Source organism: Pseudaeromonas paramecii (assembly GCF_039540575.1).
In the GTDB taxonomy this organism is placed as follows: domain Bacteria; phylum Pseudomonadota; class Gammaproteobacteria; order Enterobacterales; family Aeromonadaceae; genus Pseudaeromonas; species Pseudaeromonas paramecii.
This window is the reverse complement of the sequence record NZ_BAABFC010000009.1, coordinates 81,523-96,568: the sequence shown is the minus strand read 5'-3', so window position 1 is coordinate 96,568 and position 15,046 is coordinate 81,523. Positions and strand designations below refer to the sequence as shown.

Here is a 15,046-nt window from a genome sequence, read left to right as displayed (position 1 = left end):
AGCCTCAGGGACGGTAGCCGCTATCAGGCAGCAGCTGGTTGCCGCTGGCGGCCTGTCGGGCCAGTTCGTCGCAGCGTTCGTTTTCGGGATGTCCCGAGTGTCCCTTGACCCAGTGCCAGTCGATCTTATGTCGGCTGACTTGCTCGTCCAGCGCCAGCCACAGATCCTGATTCTTTACCGGCTCCTTGCTGGCGGTCAGCCAGCCACGGCGCTTCCAGTTGGCCATCCACTGGGTGACGCCCTGTTTGACGTATTGACTGTCGGTGGTGAGGATCACATGACAGGGTGCGTTGAGGCTCTTGAGCCCGGCGATGACCGCCATCATCTCCATGCGATTGTTGGTGGTGAGGGCATAGCCCTGGGACAGCTCCTTGCGGTGCTGCTGGTAGATCAGCACGGCGGCATAGCCACCGGGGCCCGGATTACCGAGGCAAGATCCATCCGTGTAGAGTGCGACCTGTTTTAGCATCTTGGCTGTTGTAAGATGAACAAATCGCGAGTTTGACATAAAAGGCGCTGGAACCCAATGCAGGCAAATCGCCAGATAGTACTGGATACCGAAACCACAGGGATGAACCAGGCGGGCGGCCCCCATTACCTGGGGCACCGCATCATCGAAATCGGGTGTGTCGAGGTGATCAACCGTCGGCTGACCGGCAATCACTTCCACGTCTACCTCAAGCCCGATCGGCTGGTGGATGAGGAAGCCATCCGGGTGCACGGCATCACGGATGACTTCTTGGCGGATAAGCCGCCCTTCTCTGCCGTGGCGCAGGAGTTTATCGAGTTTATCCGCGGTGCCGAACTGGTCATCCACAACGCCCCCTTTGACGTGGGGTTCATGGATTACGAGTTTGACAAGTTGGGGTTGGGGCTCAAGACCCGGGAGTTCTGCCAGGTCACCGATACCCTGGTGATGGCGCGGAGTCTGTTCCCCGGCAAGCGAAACTCATTGGACGCCCTGTGCAGCCGCTACGGCATCGACAACTCCCATCGTACCCTGCACGGCGCCTTGCTGGATGCCGAGATCCTCGCCGATGTCTATTTGTTGATGACCGGGGGACAGACCCGACTCAACCTGGTGTCGGCGGGCAACGAGGCCAGCAGCGGCAGCCAGGTGGAGGCGCCGCGACCCTTGCTGCGCAGCGGGCTCAATCTCAAGGTGCTGACGGCCTCAGCCGAGGAGTTGGCTGCGCATGAGGCCCGGTTGGATCTGGTGGCCAAGAAAGGAGGGCGCTGCCTGTGGCGAGACTAGTTTGCGGCCTCTGGCTGCTGCTGACGACCCTGACCGGCTGGGCCAACGAGGTGTATGCCCCATCGGATATTCCCCTGCTTAACAATCGCTTTCGTATCGACCCCAAGGTGGAGGAGATCACCTTCTTCATCTACCGGGAGGCGGGAACCGCGCCAGCCATCCTGGTGCAACCGGATGGTAGCAAGCTCTATCACTTTCGCGCGCCCGAGTCTGTACGGTGGTTGAGTCTGCCGGACAAGGATCTCATCACCATAGAGCACCCCATGCCGGGACCCTGGCAGACCATAGCCCAGGTGGATCCGCGCAATCGCATTCGTCTGGTGACGGATCTCGCCATGGCCTTGGACAAGCTGCCGCTGCGGGTCTACAGCGGCGAACAGCTCAAGGTGACGGGACGTCTGCTGGAACACGGCAAGATACCGACGGATCCCTTTTACTTGTCCGATGTGGGTATGACCATGAAGCTGTTGGCCTTTGCCGGCAATGATGTGGATCCCAGTGGTGAGCCGCGGCTGATTGGCCGCTTCAAGGACAATGGCCAGGATCTGGATGAGAAGCCAGAGGATGGGGTGGTCACCGCCCGCATGGACATGACGGGAGTCGACGGCGGCAAGTATCGGGTGGTGATCAGTACCGGTAACGAGATTTTTGTCCGCAGCCAGTTTCAGACCCTGCTGGTGTATCCCTTGCCGGTGCGCATCGAGCAATCACCGGCCAGCAACGAATATGGTCCTCGGCTGAATTTTTATCTGGATGAGGACGAATTGCTGCCCGGCAGTGTCGCCATCCGCGGCAGTGTCCAGGGAGAGTTTGACGAGGGCGAGCAATTTGCCGTGCAAGGGGACGGGGATCCTCATCTGGCGGTGCAGCTGAAGCGCCCAGAGCTTGAGGGGCGCTACACCATCAACATGACCCTGTTTGGCACCACCAAGAATGGTCAGCGCCAAGTGATGATCAAGCTGCCGTCTGAGGAATTTAATATCTATCCTCTGGTCGAGGCAGTGGAGGTGAGCGCCGCCAGCATGGCCTTAGCCCCCGAGCCGGTGCCCGAACCCGAGGGCAGCCTGTGGTGGTTGTGGCTGAGCCTGGGGGGCGTCGTCTTGTTGGGCTCGGCCGCCGGCCTCTTGTTCTGGCTCAAGCAGCGCGCATTCCGGCGTGCACTCTTGCAACCTGAGCCGGATCTCTTCGCTCCCGCGCCGGACAAGCCCAAGAGCACGGATGACGATGAATTGGATCTCAATCGTCTGGATTAGGTCGGCGTCAGGGAGCTAACCCGCCTCTTGGCGAAGGCAGCGAGGAACAGCTACCGCCAAGCAGCCAATACCAGCACACGGATAATAGATAGATAGAAGGGAGGCACTGCCTCCCTTTTTGCTCCTGCGGCGCGACGCTGGCGCAAAAGTAAGCGTTTGGATCAATTCCCCTGCAGTTAGTGGCAAAAAGCCGGTTCCTGGTGAGTCATTAAGGTTTTCGCTGGGTCGGCAAGATGGTAATTTAACCGTGATCTGGATCCTGTCTAGGCCGTTCGAATGACGTTCTTAGTCCTACTGGCGGCAGCAACGCACAAAGTTGGCATGGTTCCTGTGATGTTGGCCGATGGAGTGTGCCTTCATCCGTTCAACATCTCTAGCAGCACCCGGCGACGTGAGGGCAGTGCCATCACGGGTCTCCGTGGGGCGATTTTGGTGGGCCATCGCTGAATCGTGGATGTCGCGGTTCACCCTGACCTGAATCGGCTGTGGCGCCTGGCGTCAAAAGCATTGTGAGGAGAGAATGGATAAAACGTTTGAACAGGCCGTACTGGTTCTGAACTGTGGTAGTTCATCCCTGAAGTTTGCCGTGGTGGATCCGGCAACCGGTGAGCAATATCTGACCGGTCTGGCCGAAGCGCTGGGCCTGCCCGAAGCGGAGATCAGCTGGCGTTTTGGCAGTGCCGACAAGCAAAAATCCCCGTTGGCCAGTGGCGCCGATCACACCCAAGCCTTGCAATTCCTTGAGGAAGTGGTGTTCAAGGGCCAAGAGGCCATGACCCAGGCGCTGGTAGCCGTAGGTCACCGGGTGGTACATGGGGGCGAGCTCTTCAGTCAACCTGAGCTGATCACCGACGAGGTGGAAGCGGGCATCGAAAAATGCATTCCCTTCGCGCCACTGCACAATCCCGCTCACCTGCTGGGTATTCGTGCCGCCCGTCGCCTCTTCTCCCATCTGCCTCACGTCGCCATCTTCGACACCGCTTTCCACCAAACCATGCCGCCGGCCTCCTTCATGTATGCCATTCCGAGCAAGCTGTATAAGGAACATGGCATGCGCCGCTACGGTGCCCACGGTACCAGTCACTATTATGTGGCCGGTGAAGCGGCCAAGTTGTTGGGCAAGCCTGCCGAAGAGGTCAATGTCATCACGGCTCATTTGGGCAATGGTGGCTCCCTTTGCGCGGTCAAGGGCGGCAAGAGTATCGACACCAGCATGGGGATCACCCCGCTGGAAGGTCTCATGATGGGTACCCGCTGCGGTAATGTGGATCCCTCCTTGGTGTTCTTCATGGTGGATGAGCTGGGTTACAGCCTGGACCAGGTCAAGGATGTGCTGAACAAGCAGTCCGGCCTGCTGGGGATCTCCGGCAAGACCAGCGATTTTCGCGGCATCACCCAGGGGCTGGAAGAGGGTGACGAGCAATGCGCTCTGGCCTTTGACATGTTCTGTTATCGCTTGGCCAAGTTCATCGCCTCCTACTATGTCCCCTTGGGGCGCGTCGATGCCCTGGTGTTTACCGGCGGCATCGGTGAAAACTCCCTGGTGATGCGCAGCAAGGTATTGAGCCTGCTGGCCGGCTTTGGCTATCAGGAGGATGCCCAGGCCAACGAGGCGGCTCGCTTCGGACAGGGAGGCCTCATCACCGCGGAAGGCAGTGCCAAGGCCTTCGTCATCCCCACCAACGAAGAGCTGGTGATAGCACGCGGTGCGGCGGCCTTCGCGGGTTAAGCTGCACCTTGGCATTAGGCCATAACCAGTGCCGGCGTTAACGCTGGCCTTATGAAAACGGGGCCTCTAGACTGGCCCCGTTTTAAAAAAATAAATAAATCAGCATGATGGATAAAAAACAAACTGTTCTGGTCACCGGTGGCGCCGGCTATATCGGCAGCCATACCGTGGTGGCCTTGTGTCAGGCCGGCATACAGCCGGTCATCGTGGATAATCTCTGCAACGCCAAGCCGCAGGTACTGGATCGCATCGCGCGGATCACTGGCCAGCCAGCGCTCTTCTATGAGGTGGATGTGCGGGACCGCGCGGCGCTTCAAGCGGTCTTTGCTGCCCACACCATTGATGCGGTCATCCATTTTGCTGGCCTCAAGGCGGTGGGGGAGTCCGGCCGCATCCCGTTGACCTATTACCAGAACAACATTGCCGCCACCCTGACCCTGTGTGAGGTGATGGCCGAGTTTGGCGTGTTTGATCTGGTGTTCAGCTCCTCAGCCACCGTGTATGGCGATCCGGCTGCCGTCCCTATCCGCGAGGATTTTCCCATCTCGGCTACCAACCCCTATGGTCGCTCCAAGTTGATGGTGGAGGAGATCTTGCGGGATATGGTCAAGGCCGATCCCCGCTGGGGGGTAGCCCTGTTGCGCTACTTCAATCCGGTGGGGGCCCATGAGTCTGGCCTCATCGGCGAGGATCCCAATGGGATCCCCAACAATCTATTGCCTTTTATCAGCCAGGTGGCGGTGGGCAAGCTACCCCAGCTGTCGGTCTTTGGTGATGACTACCCCACCGTCGATGGCACCGGGGTGCGGGATTATATCCATGTGGTGGATCTGGCGGATGGCCATCTCAAGGCGCTGGCTCGGCTACGCCAGGCCAGGGGAACGCATACCTATAACCTGGGCACCGGCCAGGGTTATTCGGTGCTGCAGATGATCCAGGCCTTCGAGGCGGCAGCGGGCAAAGCCATCGCCTACCGTATCGTGGCCCGGCGCCCAGGCGACATCGCCGAGTGCTGGGCCGAGCCGGCACTGGCCAAGGCCGAGTTGGGCTGGCAGGCAACACGGGATCTGGCGTGTATGATGCGGGACACTTGGCGCTGGCAGTCACAAAACCCTGATGGCTATGTGTGATTATCCGATCATGCTAGCGCGATGAAATTCAAAAGAAACTTCTGCTGATTTCATGGGGTCGCCTGAGTATAATCTTTACCGAAAATTACAGAACGCCTCGGCATTTACGAGGGCTCGGAAGCTAGACTGGTTTGATCGAAGAGTGGCTGAGACGCAATCAGGTGACCTGGCTTCACCCGACAGCTTCTTTGTTCTATCGTTCTAATCCTGCTCGTTAACTGGCGCCGATCATCCCTAACTGGATGTCGGCGCTTGTGTTGACCGCCTGGCGGTCAACCCTCCAAAACTCGTCATTCTATCCGCAGTGTGGCAGCGGTAAGCCAGGGGCGGTAGCCTGGGCTTTAGACAAGGCATTATCCGTAACTAATTGTTTTACAAGGACCATAAATCTTGTTCTCAGGCAGGCAGCTAACCTTGTTGCTCGGGATCCTGGTCGCGGGGGGCCTTCATGCCTCACCCTGGCTGGAGGCGGACGATCCCTATTTACGCAGTGATCTGCAGTACCTGGCCGACCGAGGCCTGTTGGTGATGCCAACCAACGCCTTTCCCATCCGCTGGAGCCTGCTGAGCAAGGCATTGGCCGCGGTAGACGTCAGCCAACTGACCCCCGCCGAGGCGCTGGCATTTCATCATGTGCAGTATCGACTGGACAGTGATCGGCTCGGTCGTGGTCGCAGCCACCTGCGCATGAGTGGCGCCACCCAGGCTGATGTCGGACGGCAAGGGTTCGGCTGGCATCCCCGCACCGAGTATGGCATTCAGGCCAGTCGGGAATGGCTGATGAACAACTATGCAGTCCGTCTCGCGGCCGGCTATCAGCAGGCGAATGAGCGAGATGACCGTTTCGATTATCAGGGTACCTACCTGGCATTGGGCCCAGGGGATGTCAACCTGGTGCTGGGGTGGCTGGAGCGCTGGTGGGGGCCGGGTTGGCAGACATCCCTGAGCCTCTCCGAGCAGGCGCCGCCGCTGCCAGCGGTGGCACTCAACTATCTCCATCCTGAGCTCCCTGCCCTGGGCAGTGTCTGGCTGGAAAGCCTGCTGGCCAAGCAGGACAACAGTGCCGCCGAAGATCAGCTGTGGGCCACTCGCCTGGTGGCGCGTCCCAGCAGCCTTCTGCAATTGGGGCTCACCTATGAGAACTGGTTCGGGGGTGGCGATGGCTCGCAATTGAGTCAGTTTGGCGATGCCCTCACCAATGATAATCAGCGAGGGCGCTGGAGCTGGGACGTCCGGCTGGCCCATGCCTTGCCGGCGCAGGGCTCTGGTGGCCTCTATACCCAGCAGGCCAAGACTTTAGCCGAAGGGCCGGATTATCAGCTGTGGGGAGCGGACGGCCAGTGGCTGCTGGCGGGCATCATGGTGCGCGCCGTGGTTGAATACAGCCAGGCCCATGGTTCGGCCGCCGACGCAGCGCAAACGGAACGCCTGCAGCATAAGGCGTACGCCATCGCAGATTGTCCGGATGGCAAGCGATGGCATCTGGGGACTTACCTGCAGCTCCCCAATGATCACCAGGCGTCACTTTTCTGGCAGACTGTGCACGATAGCCAGACATCAGAGGGTAACGGCTGGACGGCGCAATATGTGCTGCCTGCTCTGGCCGGCCGTTTGACCGTTAACCTCAATGCGATGGATCAGCCGCGAAACAATGACACAGACAGGCTCAGCGCTGGCCTGGTTTACGAGTATCGCTTCCACTAACTCATCTATTAACTCATAGGATTGCAGTGACAATGAGACCGAGGATCATGAAGGCCGCCCTGTTTGCGGTGGCATTCAATCTTGGGCTGATGCCGGCCCAGGCCGCCATTCCCGCCAACATGATGGCCCAGTTCAGTCAACTTTCGCCTGCTCAGCAGGAGGCGGTGGCGGCCCAATATGGTCTGGATGTGAATGAGTTGCGCGGCCAAACCGGGGCGACCCAAGAGCAGCCGATAGCGCCTTCTCTAACCCCCCGGCAACTGCAGCCTGCCCTGGCCAGTCAGCGGCCCGTGCTGACGGCGTCACAAGCCCAAGATGGAGCGGAGCAGCCACTGCAACCCTTTGGTTATAACGTTTTTGCCGGCCAGCCCACTTCGCAAACCCCGCTGGCGGATATTCCGGTACCCGATGACTATGTGGTCGGGCCTGGCGATGAACTGCGCATTCAGCTGTTTGGCAAGGAAAACGCCAGCTACAAGCTGAGTGTCAATCGTGAAGGCAGTATCGACTTTCCCAAGCTGGGCCCCATCAGTGTGGCCGGCCTGACCTTTCGCCAGGTGAGCGACACTCTGCAGGCCCGGGTGGCCGAACAGTTTATCGGGGTGGAAGCGGCCATCAGCTTTGGCACCTTGCGCACCATGCAGATCTTCGTCATGGGCGACGCCTACCAACCGGGTGCCTATAACGTCAATGCCCTGACCACGGTCACCCAGGCGCTGCAGATCGCCGGTGGTATCGATACGGTGGGCTCCTTGCGCAAGATCCAGGTCAAGCGCGGCGGCCAGACGGTACAAGAGGTAGACCTGTACAAGCTGCTCATTTGGGGCAACAGCGAGCAGGATATTCGCTTGCGTCCGGGGGATACGGTCTTCATTCCCGCCAAGGGGGTGGAGGTGAGCATTGAAGGGCTGGTCAAGCGGCCGGCCATCTATGAGCTGTCCGGACCGGCGGCTCTGAGCAACGTGCTGGGGCTGGCGGGCGGTCTCAAGGCCGAGGCTATCAACAGCGTCACCGTGACCCGTCGCGCCGAAACCGGCCTCAAGGTCTTCTCGCTGGATCTGGCAAAGAGCGCCGACCGCGGCTTTACCATTCGCGATGGTGACAAGATAGAGCTGCTGCCCAGCACCACAGAATACAGCAAGGCGGTGGCGCTCAAGGGTGCGGTGGTGCGCGAAGGGGCCTACAGCTTCCAGCCCGGCATGCGTATCAGCCAACTGATCAAGGACTCCCGGCGGGATCTGAAGGCCACGGCCGATCTGGATTATGCCTTGGTGGTCCGGGAGATTAACCCGCAGCACGAGATAGAGGTGCGGCAATTTAACCTGGGACGGGCCATCACCCAGCCGGGCAGTGCCGATGACCTGCCGCTGCAGGCGCGCGATCAGGTGCTGGTATTCAGTCGAGCCAGTACCAATGACTTTGCCGATGCCTCAGCCACCAAGCTGGCAGAGGAAGCGCGGCAACGTGAGCAGCAACTGAGTGCCCTGCAGGTACAAGACGCCCGCGTCGGGCAAGCGACCTCTAATGGCTTTGGTCAAGCGTCGGCGATGACCAGTAGTCAGCTTAATCAGGCACAACTGGCTGGCGCCGCCGCGCAGGTCCAGAATCAGGAGCAACTGGTGCTTGATCCGCAAACCGGTGCTCTGGTGTCGCGTTCCGAGCTGGCCGATAAGGGGACTGTCACCCTCAATCAGGTGGCCAAGACGGCCAGCATGATTGGTTTGGCAGCCGACAGTCGCGAGGCCCTGTTGCAGCCGGTGCTGGAGAAGCTCAAGGCCCAGGCTAGCCGCCAACATCCGGTGCAGATCGCCGAGGTGCGCGGGGAAGTCAAGTTCCCGGGTGTCTATCCCATTGGCCATAGCAGCACACTGGCGGATATTATTGCGGCGGCGGGTGGCATGAATGAGCCGGCCTATGTGGCGGAACTGTCGAGAGTGCAGGAGCAGGCTGATGGCGGGCTCAGCATGGTTCATCAACGCTTTGCCTTGAGCGATCTGACCAAGGCCAGCGGCGCGCCGCTGGTCAAGTCCAAAGACAGTCTGAGCATACTGGCCAACCCGGATTGGCGGGAAGAAGCCACGGTGCAGCTGTTTGGCGAAGTGAAATATCCGGGCACTTACACGGTGCGCCGTGGTGAGACCATAGGCACCCTGCTGCAGCGTGCCGGGGGGCTGACCGACTACGCCAATGCCAAGGGGGTGATCTTCGCCCGTGAATCCTTGCGCAAGCAGGAAGCAGATCGCCTCAAGTACATCAAGGAGCAACTGCGCCAGGAGATCTCCACCCTGGCCCTGCGGCGCCAGACCAGCAATGCCACCTACCGCACCAGCCCGACCGAGGCGGTGGGGCTCGTGGATCAGCTGGAAAACACCCAGGCCATCGGCCGGATGACCATCAACCTGCCGGCCATTCTGGCCGGACAGAAGAACATGGATCTCATCCTGGAAAATGGCGACAAGCTCTATGTGCCCACCTTCCAGAACGTCATCTCAGTGGTGGGACAGGTCCAGCTGCCCTCTTCCCATATCTTCGAGCCGGGGCTGAGCGTACAGGAGTACCTGGATAAGGCTGGTGGCACCAAGAAGCAGGCGGATACGGATCGCATCTATGTGATCAAGGCCGATGGCTCCGTGATGCTGCCGGACTCCAGCTATTGGTTTAGCCGCCGCAGCGGCGCCCTGGAGCCGGGGGATACCATAGTGGCACCCATCGATTCGGACTACCTGGACAGCCTGAGCACCTGGACCTCGGCGACCCAGATCCTCTATCAACTGGGCGTCGCCTGGTCGGCCATCAAGTAAGCCTGGGCGGCACGCAGCCATGCGTGCCGCCAACTCATTGGCTAATACCAGCAATCAAGAAGCGGAACGCATGAAAAAAGAACAGATGACACTGCCGCCGGCGCCCTGGGCAAACGGCTATGGCGGCAGCGAGGACGAGATAGACCTGATGGAGCTGTTCGCCGCACTATGGCGCGGCAAGCTGTGGATCCTGGCCACCACAGTACTGGGCGCCGCCCTGGCGGTGGCGGTGGCCCTTTGGCTGCCGAATATTTTCCATGCCGAAGCCAAGCTGGCTCCCTCTGCCGAGCAGCAGGGTGGTGGCTTGAGTGCCCTGGCCGGTCAATTCGGCGGCCTGGCCAGTCTGGCAGGCATCAGTCTGGGGGGCGGCGGCACCGACAAGACGGGGCTGGCGGTTGAGGTGGCCAAGTCCCGGCATTTTCTCACCGGCTTTATCCGGCAACACCATCTGGAGGTAGCCATCATGGCGGCCACCGGCATGGACAAGGGAACCGGCGAGCTCATCATCAATCCAGCGTTGTACGCTGTGGGTGAGAAGAAATGGGTACGTAACGTCAAGCCCGGCCAGAGCGTCGAGCCCACCGATTGGGAGTTGTACAAGGCCTTCTCCAAGCTGGTAAGCGTGGATCAGGACAAGAAAACCGGCCTGGTGACCGTCGGCGTGGACTATTACTCCCCGGCGCTGGCCAAGCAGTGGGTGGACTGGCTGGTAGCGGATCTCAATGCCGTGATGAAGCAGCGGGATCTGGCGGATACCCAGCGCAACATCGCCTATCTCAAGGATCAGCTGGCTCGCACCTCGGTGGCTGACATGCAGACGGTGTTTTACAAGCTTATCGAAGAGCAGACCAAGACCCTGATGCTGGCGGAGGTGAACCCGGATTATGTGTTCAAGACCCTGGATCCGGCTGTGGTGCCGGAGGAGAAGGCTAAGCCCAAGCGGGCACTGATCGCCGTGCTGGGCACTTTGCTGGGCGGCATGTTGGGAGTGATGCTGGTACTGCTGCGGCATGCCATCGGCAGGCGCCAGCAGAGGGTAGAAGGCTCCTTATCCAAACCAACTTGCTCCTCTTGTTAGGGAGGGACAGCGCTTGGCCGCCTTCTTGCTAACGTGAGGGCACAGCGTTTAGGCACTCCCTTGGTAAGAGGGCATATAATCTAGGCCAGGTTCTAGAATGTCGAGGAGCTGGTCTAGCAGGAATTCCGTGCCACCCAGGCTGTTTACTCGCCGGGCGTGACGGTACACAATTGAGGCGACCACGAGGTACATCAGGTTATACTTGTGGGGCTTCAAGCTTGGGAGCGGGGGTTTTGATCCTGTGTCAGAACACTCTGGTTTCCGATTTCATAACAAGTCAAACGAGGATGACTCCATGAAAAAGATCGTTGCTACTCTGGCAGCAGCCCTGGTACTGACCAGCGGTGCTGTGTTTGCTGAAGAGGCAGCCGACGCGGCTCTGGGCGCCACCGGTGCTGCTGCTGGCGTTGGTGCTGCCGCTGTTGCCGTAGCTATTGCTGCATCTGACAGCTCTGACAACACTGCGACTACCACTGTCACTGCTACCAAGTAAGTAGTGCCTAGTGCTCTCTAAAACCGTCCCGTCAGGGACGGTTTTCTTGTTTTTTGCTTTTGACAGAGTGACCCAAGCCTTATGGCAAAAACTTCTTCTGCCCTGATGATGCTGTTATCCGCTTTCTGGCTGAACGGCTGCAGTCAGCAATCTGGCGATGCTTATCTCGACAGTGCCAAGGTGGCCCTGCTAGGCACGCCGGATATTGACTTGAGTGCTGATAAAATCGCCAGTGTGCCTTATGCAAGTGCCTACCTGACGGTAGGGGATCTGCCGCGCGCCTTTGTGGTGCTGGCCTATGCTGAGCAGCAGCAGCTCAAGTGGGTCTCTGCGGATCGCAACCTGTTTGTGATGCAGCAGGGAAGGTGGGTAAAGACCATAGGGCTTGCGGTCAATCTGGCTCATATCCAGTCCGAACAGCCGGATCCCCTGGCAGATGGCCTGCATATTGATGGTGCCAGCTGGCATTGGCATGCCGTCTGGGATAAGGACTACACCAGTGGCCGGGATCTGATCTCACGCTTCAAGGTACTAGGGCCAGAGCAGATCGATGTGGGCCCGACTAAACGCTCCCTGCTGGCGGTGGAGGAGGCGGTCAGCGAGGCCCAGGGGCGCTTTAGCTATCGCAACCGCTACTGGCTGGATCCCAAGACCGGCACTGTCATCCAGAGCCGCCAGCAGCTGGGCCCCGATTTGCCGCCGTTGCTGTTTACCCAGCTCAAGCCTCACAGTCCCAAGGAGTCCTGATGATGCCCGTTCGTCTTAAAGGCATATTGTTGCCCCTGTTGCTGGTGACCAACCTGGCTCAGGCGGCAGCGGAGCTGCAGATCATGGGGCCCGCAGGGGAGCAAACTGTCAGCCTGCCAGAAGGGGCACGGCTGGCGGATGCCTTGTTGTTGCCGCAGGTGCAGCCGCTGGGCTACCGGCCTTGTGCCCGCATCAGTACCCCGCAACTGGATCAGCAACTGCAAGCCCAAAAGCAGGCGCTGCTGTCCCGGCTTGACAAGCTGCATTATCAGTTCCTTGCCGATAGCCAGCGCCCGCAGGCCATGGCCGTTAAACAGCTTAAGCAGCAGTTGGACTCCTTGGTGCTGCATGCGGCCATTCGTGTCTCGCTGGATCCGGATCGTCTGCGTATTCGCAAAGGCGAAAACCTGCGCTTGGAAGGGAGCTATCGCCTCTACTTGCCCAGCTGTGAGCCAGGGCTAACCCTGCTGGGGGCCGTTGCCAACCCGGGACCCCAGCCCTTGATCGCCGGACAATGGTTGGCGGATTACCTTAATGACCAGCAAGAGCAGCCCTGGGCAGAATCCAGCTGGGCTTGGTATCTGGCCGGACAGGATGACGCCGTGCGAGTTGGCCTGGATGGCTGGAATCGCAAGCACAGGGAGGCCAGTGCGGGCGCCGTGCTGTTTGTGGGTTTCGATGCGGGCGCCTTGCCAGCAGGATACGAAGATATCAATCAGGCGATTGTGAGCCTGTTGCAACAAGGGATGGGGTTACAGCCATGATGTTTCGAAATAGCCTCGTCTGCCTAGCCTGTCTGGCTGCCTTTGCATCCAATGCAGACGATTATAATCCCAGGTTGGATGGTCCGGGCCCGTCCCAGAGCGACTTTGGCGGGGTCGGCCTGCTGCAGGTGCCCACCGCCCGTATGGCGCGGGAAGGGGAGTTTAGCGCCAACTACATGGACAACGAGCAGTATCGACGCTGGTCGATTTCCGTTCAGCCCTATGATTGGCTTGAGGCGACGGTGCGCTACACTGATGTTCGACCTCTGCTGTACGGACCTGAAGACTTCAGTGGTGATCAGTCCTATAAGGACAAGGGCATGGACGTTAAGTTACGTCTATGGCAAGAGAGCCGCTGGTTGCCCCAGGTTGCCGTTGGGATTCGTGATTTTACCGGCACAGGCCTGTTTGACAGCGAATTTCTGGTGGCCAGCAAAGCCTGGGGCCCGCTGGATTTCACCCTGGGGATGGGCTGGGGCAACATGGCCGAGAGCGGCAATATTAGCAATCCTTTCTGCAAGATGAGCGACGCCTGGTGTGTCCGCAACGATGGTTATTCCGGTCGTGGTGGCAAGTTTGAGGTGGATAGTCTGTTCCATGGACCGGCGGCGTTGTTCGGTGGTGTGGAATACCAGACCCCTTGGCAGCCTTTGCGACTCAAACTTGAATACGATGGCAATGATTACAGCAATGAGAAGGCGGGCCGTATCCTCCAGTCCAGTGCGTGGAATGTCGGTGCCGTGTATCGGCTGTTTGAGACCCTTGATACGCACCTGAGCTACCAGCGTGGCAATACCCTGATGTGGGGCTTTACTCTGCGCACCAATTTCAACGACATCTACCAGACCCATCTGGATGAGTCACGACCCAAGCTGGCGGCAGACAGTCCCAAACTGGATGCGGCGAGTCTGCGCACGGCGCTTGAACGGAATGCCGGCTTTAAGGATGCGGCTGTCTATCAGGGCACTGATGGCAGCCTGACACTGGCGGGTGAGCAGACCAAGTATCGCGATAAGCAAGAGGCGGAAACCCGAGCCTTCACCTTGCTGGCCAATGCCTATCCTGAGCATCAAGCCGGATACAAGGTGGTCTATACCAAACAGAGCATGCCGATTGAGCAGGGGGAGATCAATCAAGGCCAGTGGCAGCAACAGCAGGATCCCGTGCTGGGTCAGTCGCCAACGGCCAGCATCCAACGCAAGAGTGGTCAGCGACCGCAAGGACAACGCTTGCTGAATGCGCAACCGGATCGGCTCAGCTACGGCTGGAAGCCTCAGCTCCAGCAATCCTTTGGTGGCCCGGAGAGTTTCTACCTCTATCAATTGGGCCTGGATCTGAGCGCGGATCTCAAACTCACCGGCCCGTTAAGCCTGGGGGGCACACTCTACTGGAACTGGTTCGATAATCTGGACAAGTTTACCTACACCACGCCTCCGGGGGACACGGATGCCCTGCCGCGGGTGCGAACCTGGATCCGTGAATATGTCAGCTCATCCGATTTGTTGCTGAACAACTTCCAGCTGACCGCCATGGATCGTCTCGCCGAAGACTGGTATGGCCAGGCCTATGGCGGCTATCTGGAGATGATGTACGCCGGTGTGGGGGCCGAGGTGCTCTATCGCCCTTATGGTAAGGACTGGGCTCTAGGCACCGATGTCAACTATGTCCGGCAGCGGGACTGGAATAATACCCTCAAGCTGGCGGATTACAGCGTAGCAACTGGCCATATCACAGGCTATTGGCAGTTGCCGTTCTTGGAAGATACCCAGGCAAAGATTTCAGTTGGCCGTTATCTGGCCAAGGATGTGGGCACCACCATAGATCTGTCCAAACGCTTTGATAGCGGCATAGTGGCCGGTGCCTTTGCCACCTTTACCGATGTCAGTGCCGATGAATACGGAGAGGGCAGCTTTACCAAGGGCATCTACTTCACCATCCCATTGGACCTGCTACAAATTTATCCGACAACGAAAACTGGCACCTTGAGTTGGGTACCCTTGACCCGTGATGGTGGCCAGAAATTGGGGCGCCGATATGGGCTCTACAGTCTGACCGAGCCTCTGCACTGAGATAACCCTCTCCCCCTGCGGGG

General features: G+C 59.3%; 12 protein-coding genes. 11 read left to right on the top strand and 1 reads right to left on the bottom strand.

Annotation, left to right across the window (positions count from 1 at the left end):
- Nucleotides 1-4: 4 nt before the first annotated feature.
- Nucleotides 5-469: a ribonuclease HI gene (gene rnhA, locus ABD847_RS05875; protein ID WP_345010972.1), complete on the bottom strand. Its 465-nt coding sequence runs from the start codon at nucleotides 467-469 to the stop codon at nucleotides 5-7.
- A gap of 57 nt (nucleotides 470-526) precedes the next feature.
- Between rnhA and dnaQ the strand changes: the two genes are divergently transcribed.
- The 11 genes from dnaQ to ABD847_RS05820 all read left to right on the top strand — a co-directional run bounded on the left by dnaQ (nucleotide 527) and on the right by ABD847_RS05820 (nucleotide 15,023).
- A complete protein-coding gene (gene dnaQ / locus ABD847_RS05870; protein WP_345010970.1) occupies nucleotides 527-1,255 on the top strand; it encodes a DNA polymerase III subunit epsilon in 729 nt (242 codons plus the stop codon).
- Nucleotides 1,243-2,508, top strand: a complete 1,266-nt coding sequence (locus ABD847_RS05865; RefSeq protein ID WP_345010968.1) for a TIGR03503 family protein — start codon at nucleotides 1,243-1,245, stop codon at nucleotides 2,506-2,508. The genes dnaQ and ABD847_RS05865 overlap by 13 nt, the downstream gene beginning before the upstream one ends.
- A gap of 520 nt (nucleotides 2,509-3,028) precedes the next feature.
- Nucleotides 3,029-4,237: an acetate kinase gene (locus ABD847_RS05860; protein WP_345010966.1), complete on the top strand. Its 1,209-nt coding sequence runs from the start codon at nucleotides 3,029-3,031 to the stop codon at nucleotides 4,235-4,237.
- A gap of 107 nt (nucleotides 4,238-4,344) precedes the next feature.
- Nucleotides 4,345-5,367, top strand: a complete 1,023-nt coding sequence (galE, locus tag ABD847_RS05855) for a UDP-glucose 4-epimerase GalE (RefSeq protein WP_345011453.1) — start codon at nucleotides 4,345-4,347, stop codon at nucleotides 5,365-5,367.
- A gap of 414 nt (nucleotides 5,368-5,781) precedes the next feature.
- Nucleotides 5,782-7,071, top strand: coding sequence for a capsule assembly Wzi family protein (locus ABD847_RS05850; RefSeq protein ID WP_345010964.1), 1,290 nt, complete (start codon nucleotides 5,782-5,784; stop codon nucleotides 7,069-7,071).
- 32 nt (nucleotides 7,072-7,103) lie between these two features.
- On the top strand, nucleotides 7,104-9,872 hold the full coding sequence (locus ABD847_RS05845) for an SLBB domain-containing protein (RefSeq protein WP_345010963.1): 2,769 nt from the start codon (nucleotides 7,104-7,106) through the stop codon (nucleotides 9,870-9,872).
- Between the two features lie 70 nt (nucleotides 9,873-9,942).
- Entirely contained in the window at nucleotides 9,943-10,950 is a 1,008-nt protein-coding gene (locus ABD847_RS05840; RefSeq protein ID WP_345010962.1) for a Wzz/FepE/Etk N-terminal domain-containing protein, read from the top strand.
- A gap of 295 nt (nucleotides 10,951-11,245) precedes the next feature.
- On the top strand, nucleotides 11,246-11,443 hold the full coding sequence (locus ABD847_RS05835) for a hypothetical protein (RefSeq protein WP_345010960.1): 198 nt from the start codon (nucleotides 11,246-11,248) through the stop codon (nucleotides 11,441-11,443).
- A gap of 81 nt (nucleotides 11,444-11,524) precedes the next feature.
- Nucleotides 11,525-12,190, top strand: coding sequence for a YjbF family lipoprotein (locus ABD847_RS05830; protein ID WP_345010958.1), 666 nt, complete (start codon nucleotides 11,525-11,527; stop codon nucleotides 12,188-12,190).
- Nucleotides 12,190-12,954, top strand: coding sequence for a capsule biosynthesis GfcC D2 domain-containing protein (locus tag ABD847_RS05825; protein WP_345010956.1), 765 nt, complete (start codon nucleotides 12,190-12,192; stop codon nucleotides 12,952-12,954). Before ABD847_RS05830 ends, ABD847_RS05825 begins: the two co-directional genes overlap by 1 nt.
- Complete coding sequence (locus ABD847_RS05820) at nucleotides 12,951-15,023, top strand: YjbH domain-containing protein (protein WP_345010954.1); 2,073 nt, start codon at nucleotides 12,951-12,953, stop codon at nucleotides 15,021-15,023. Before ABD847_RS05825 ends, ABD847_RS05820 begins: the two co-directional genes overlap by 4 nt.
- The last annotated feature ends 23 nt before the right edge of the window (nucleotides 15,024-15,046 follow it).

Coding starts and splice junctions, on each gene's coding strand:
- rnhA (WP_345010972.1), bottom strand. CDS start 469: ATGCTAAAACAGGTCGCACTCTACACGGATGGATCTTGCCTCGGTAAT.
- dnaQ (WP_345010970.1), top strand. CDS start 527: ATGCAGGCAAATCGCCAGATAGTACTGGATACCGAAACCACAGGGATG.
- ABD847_RS05860 (WP_345010966.1), top strand. CDS start 3,029: ATGGATAAAACGTTTGAACAGGCCGTACTGGTTCTGAACTGTGGTAGT.
- galE (WP_345011453.1), top strand. CDS start 4,345: ATGGATAAAAAACAAACTGTTCTGGTCACCGGTGGCGCCGGCTATATC.
- ABD847_RS05845 (WP_345010963.1), top strand. CDS start 7,104: ATGAGACCGAGGATCATGAAGGCCGCCCTGTTTGCGGTGGCATTCAAT.
- ABD847_RS05840 (WP_345010962.1), top strand. CDS start 9,943: ATGAAAAAAGAACAGATGACACTGCCGCCGGCGCCCTGGGCAAACGGC.
- ABD847_RS05835 (WP_345010960.1), top strand. CDS start 11,246: ATGAAAAAGATCGTTGCTACTCTGGCAGCAGCCCTGGTACTGACCAGC.
- ABD847_RS05830 (WP_345010958.1), top strand. CDS start 11,525: ATGGCAAAAACTTCTTCTGCCCTGATGATGCTGTTATCCGCTTTCTGG.
- ABD847_RS05825 (WP_345010956.1), top strand. CDS start 12,190: ATGATGCCCGTTCGTCTTAAAGGCATATTGTTGCCCCTGTTGCTGGTG.
- ABD847_RS05820 (WP_345010954.1), top strand. CDS start 12,951: ATGATGTTTCGAAATAGCCTCGTCTGCCTAGCCTGTCTGGCTGCCTTT.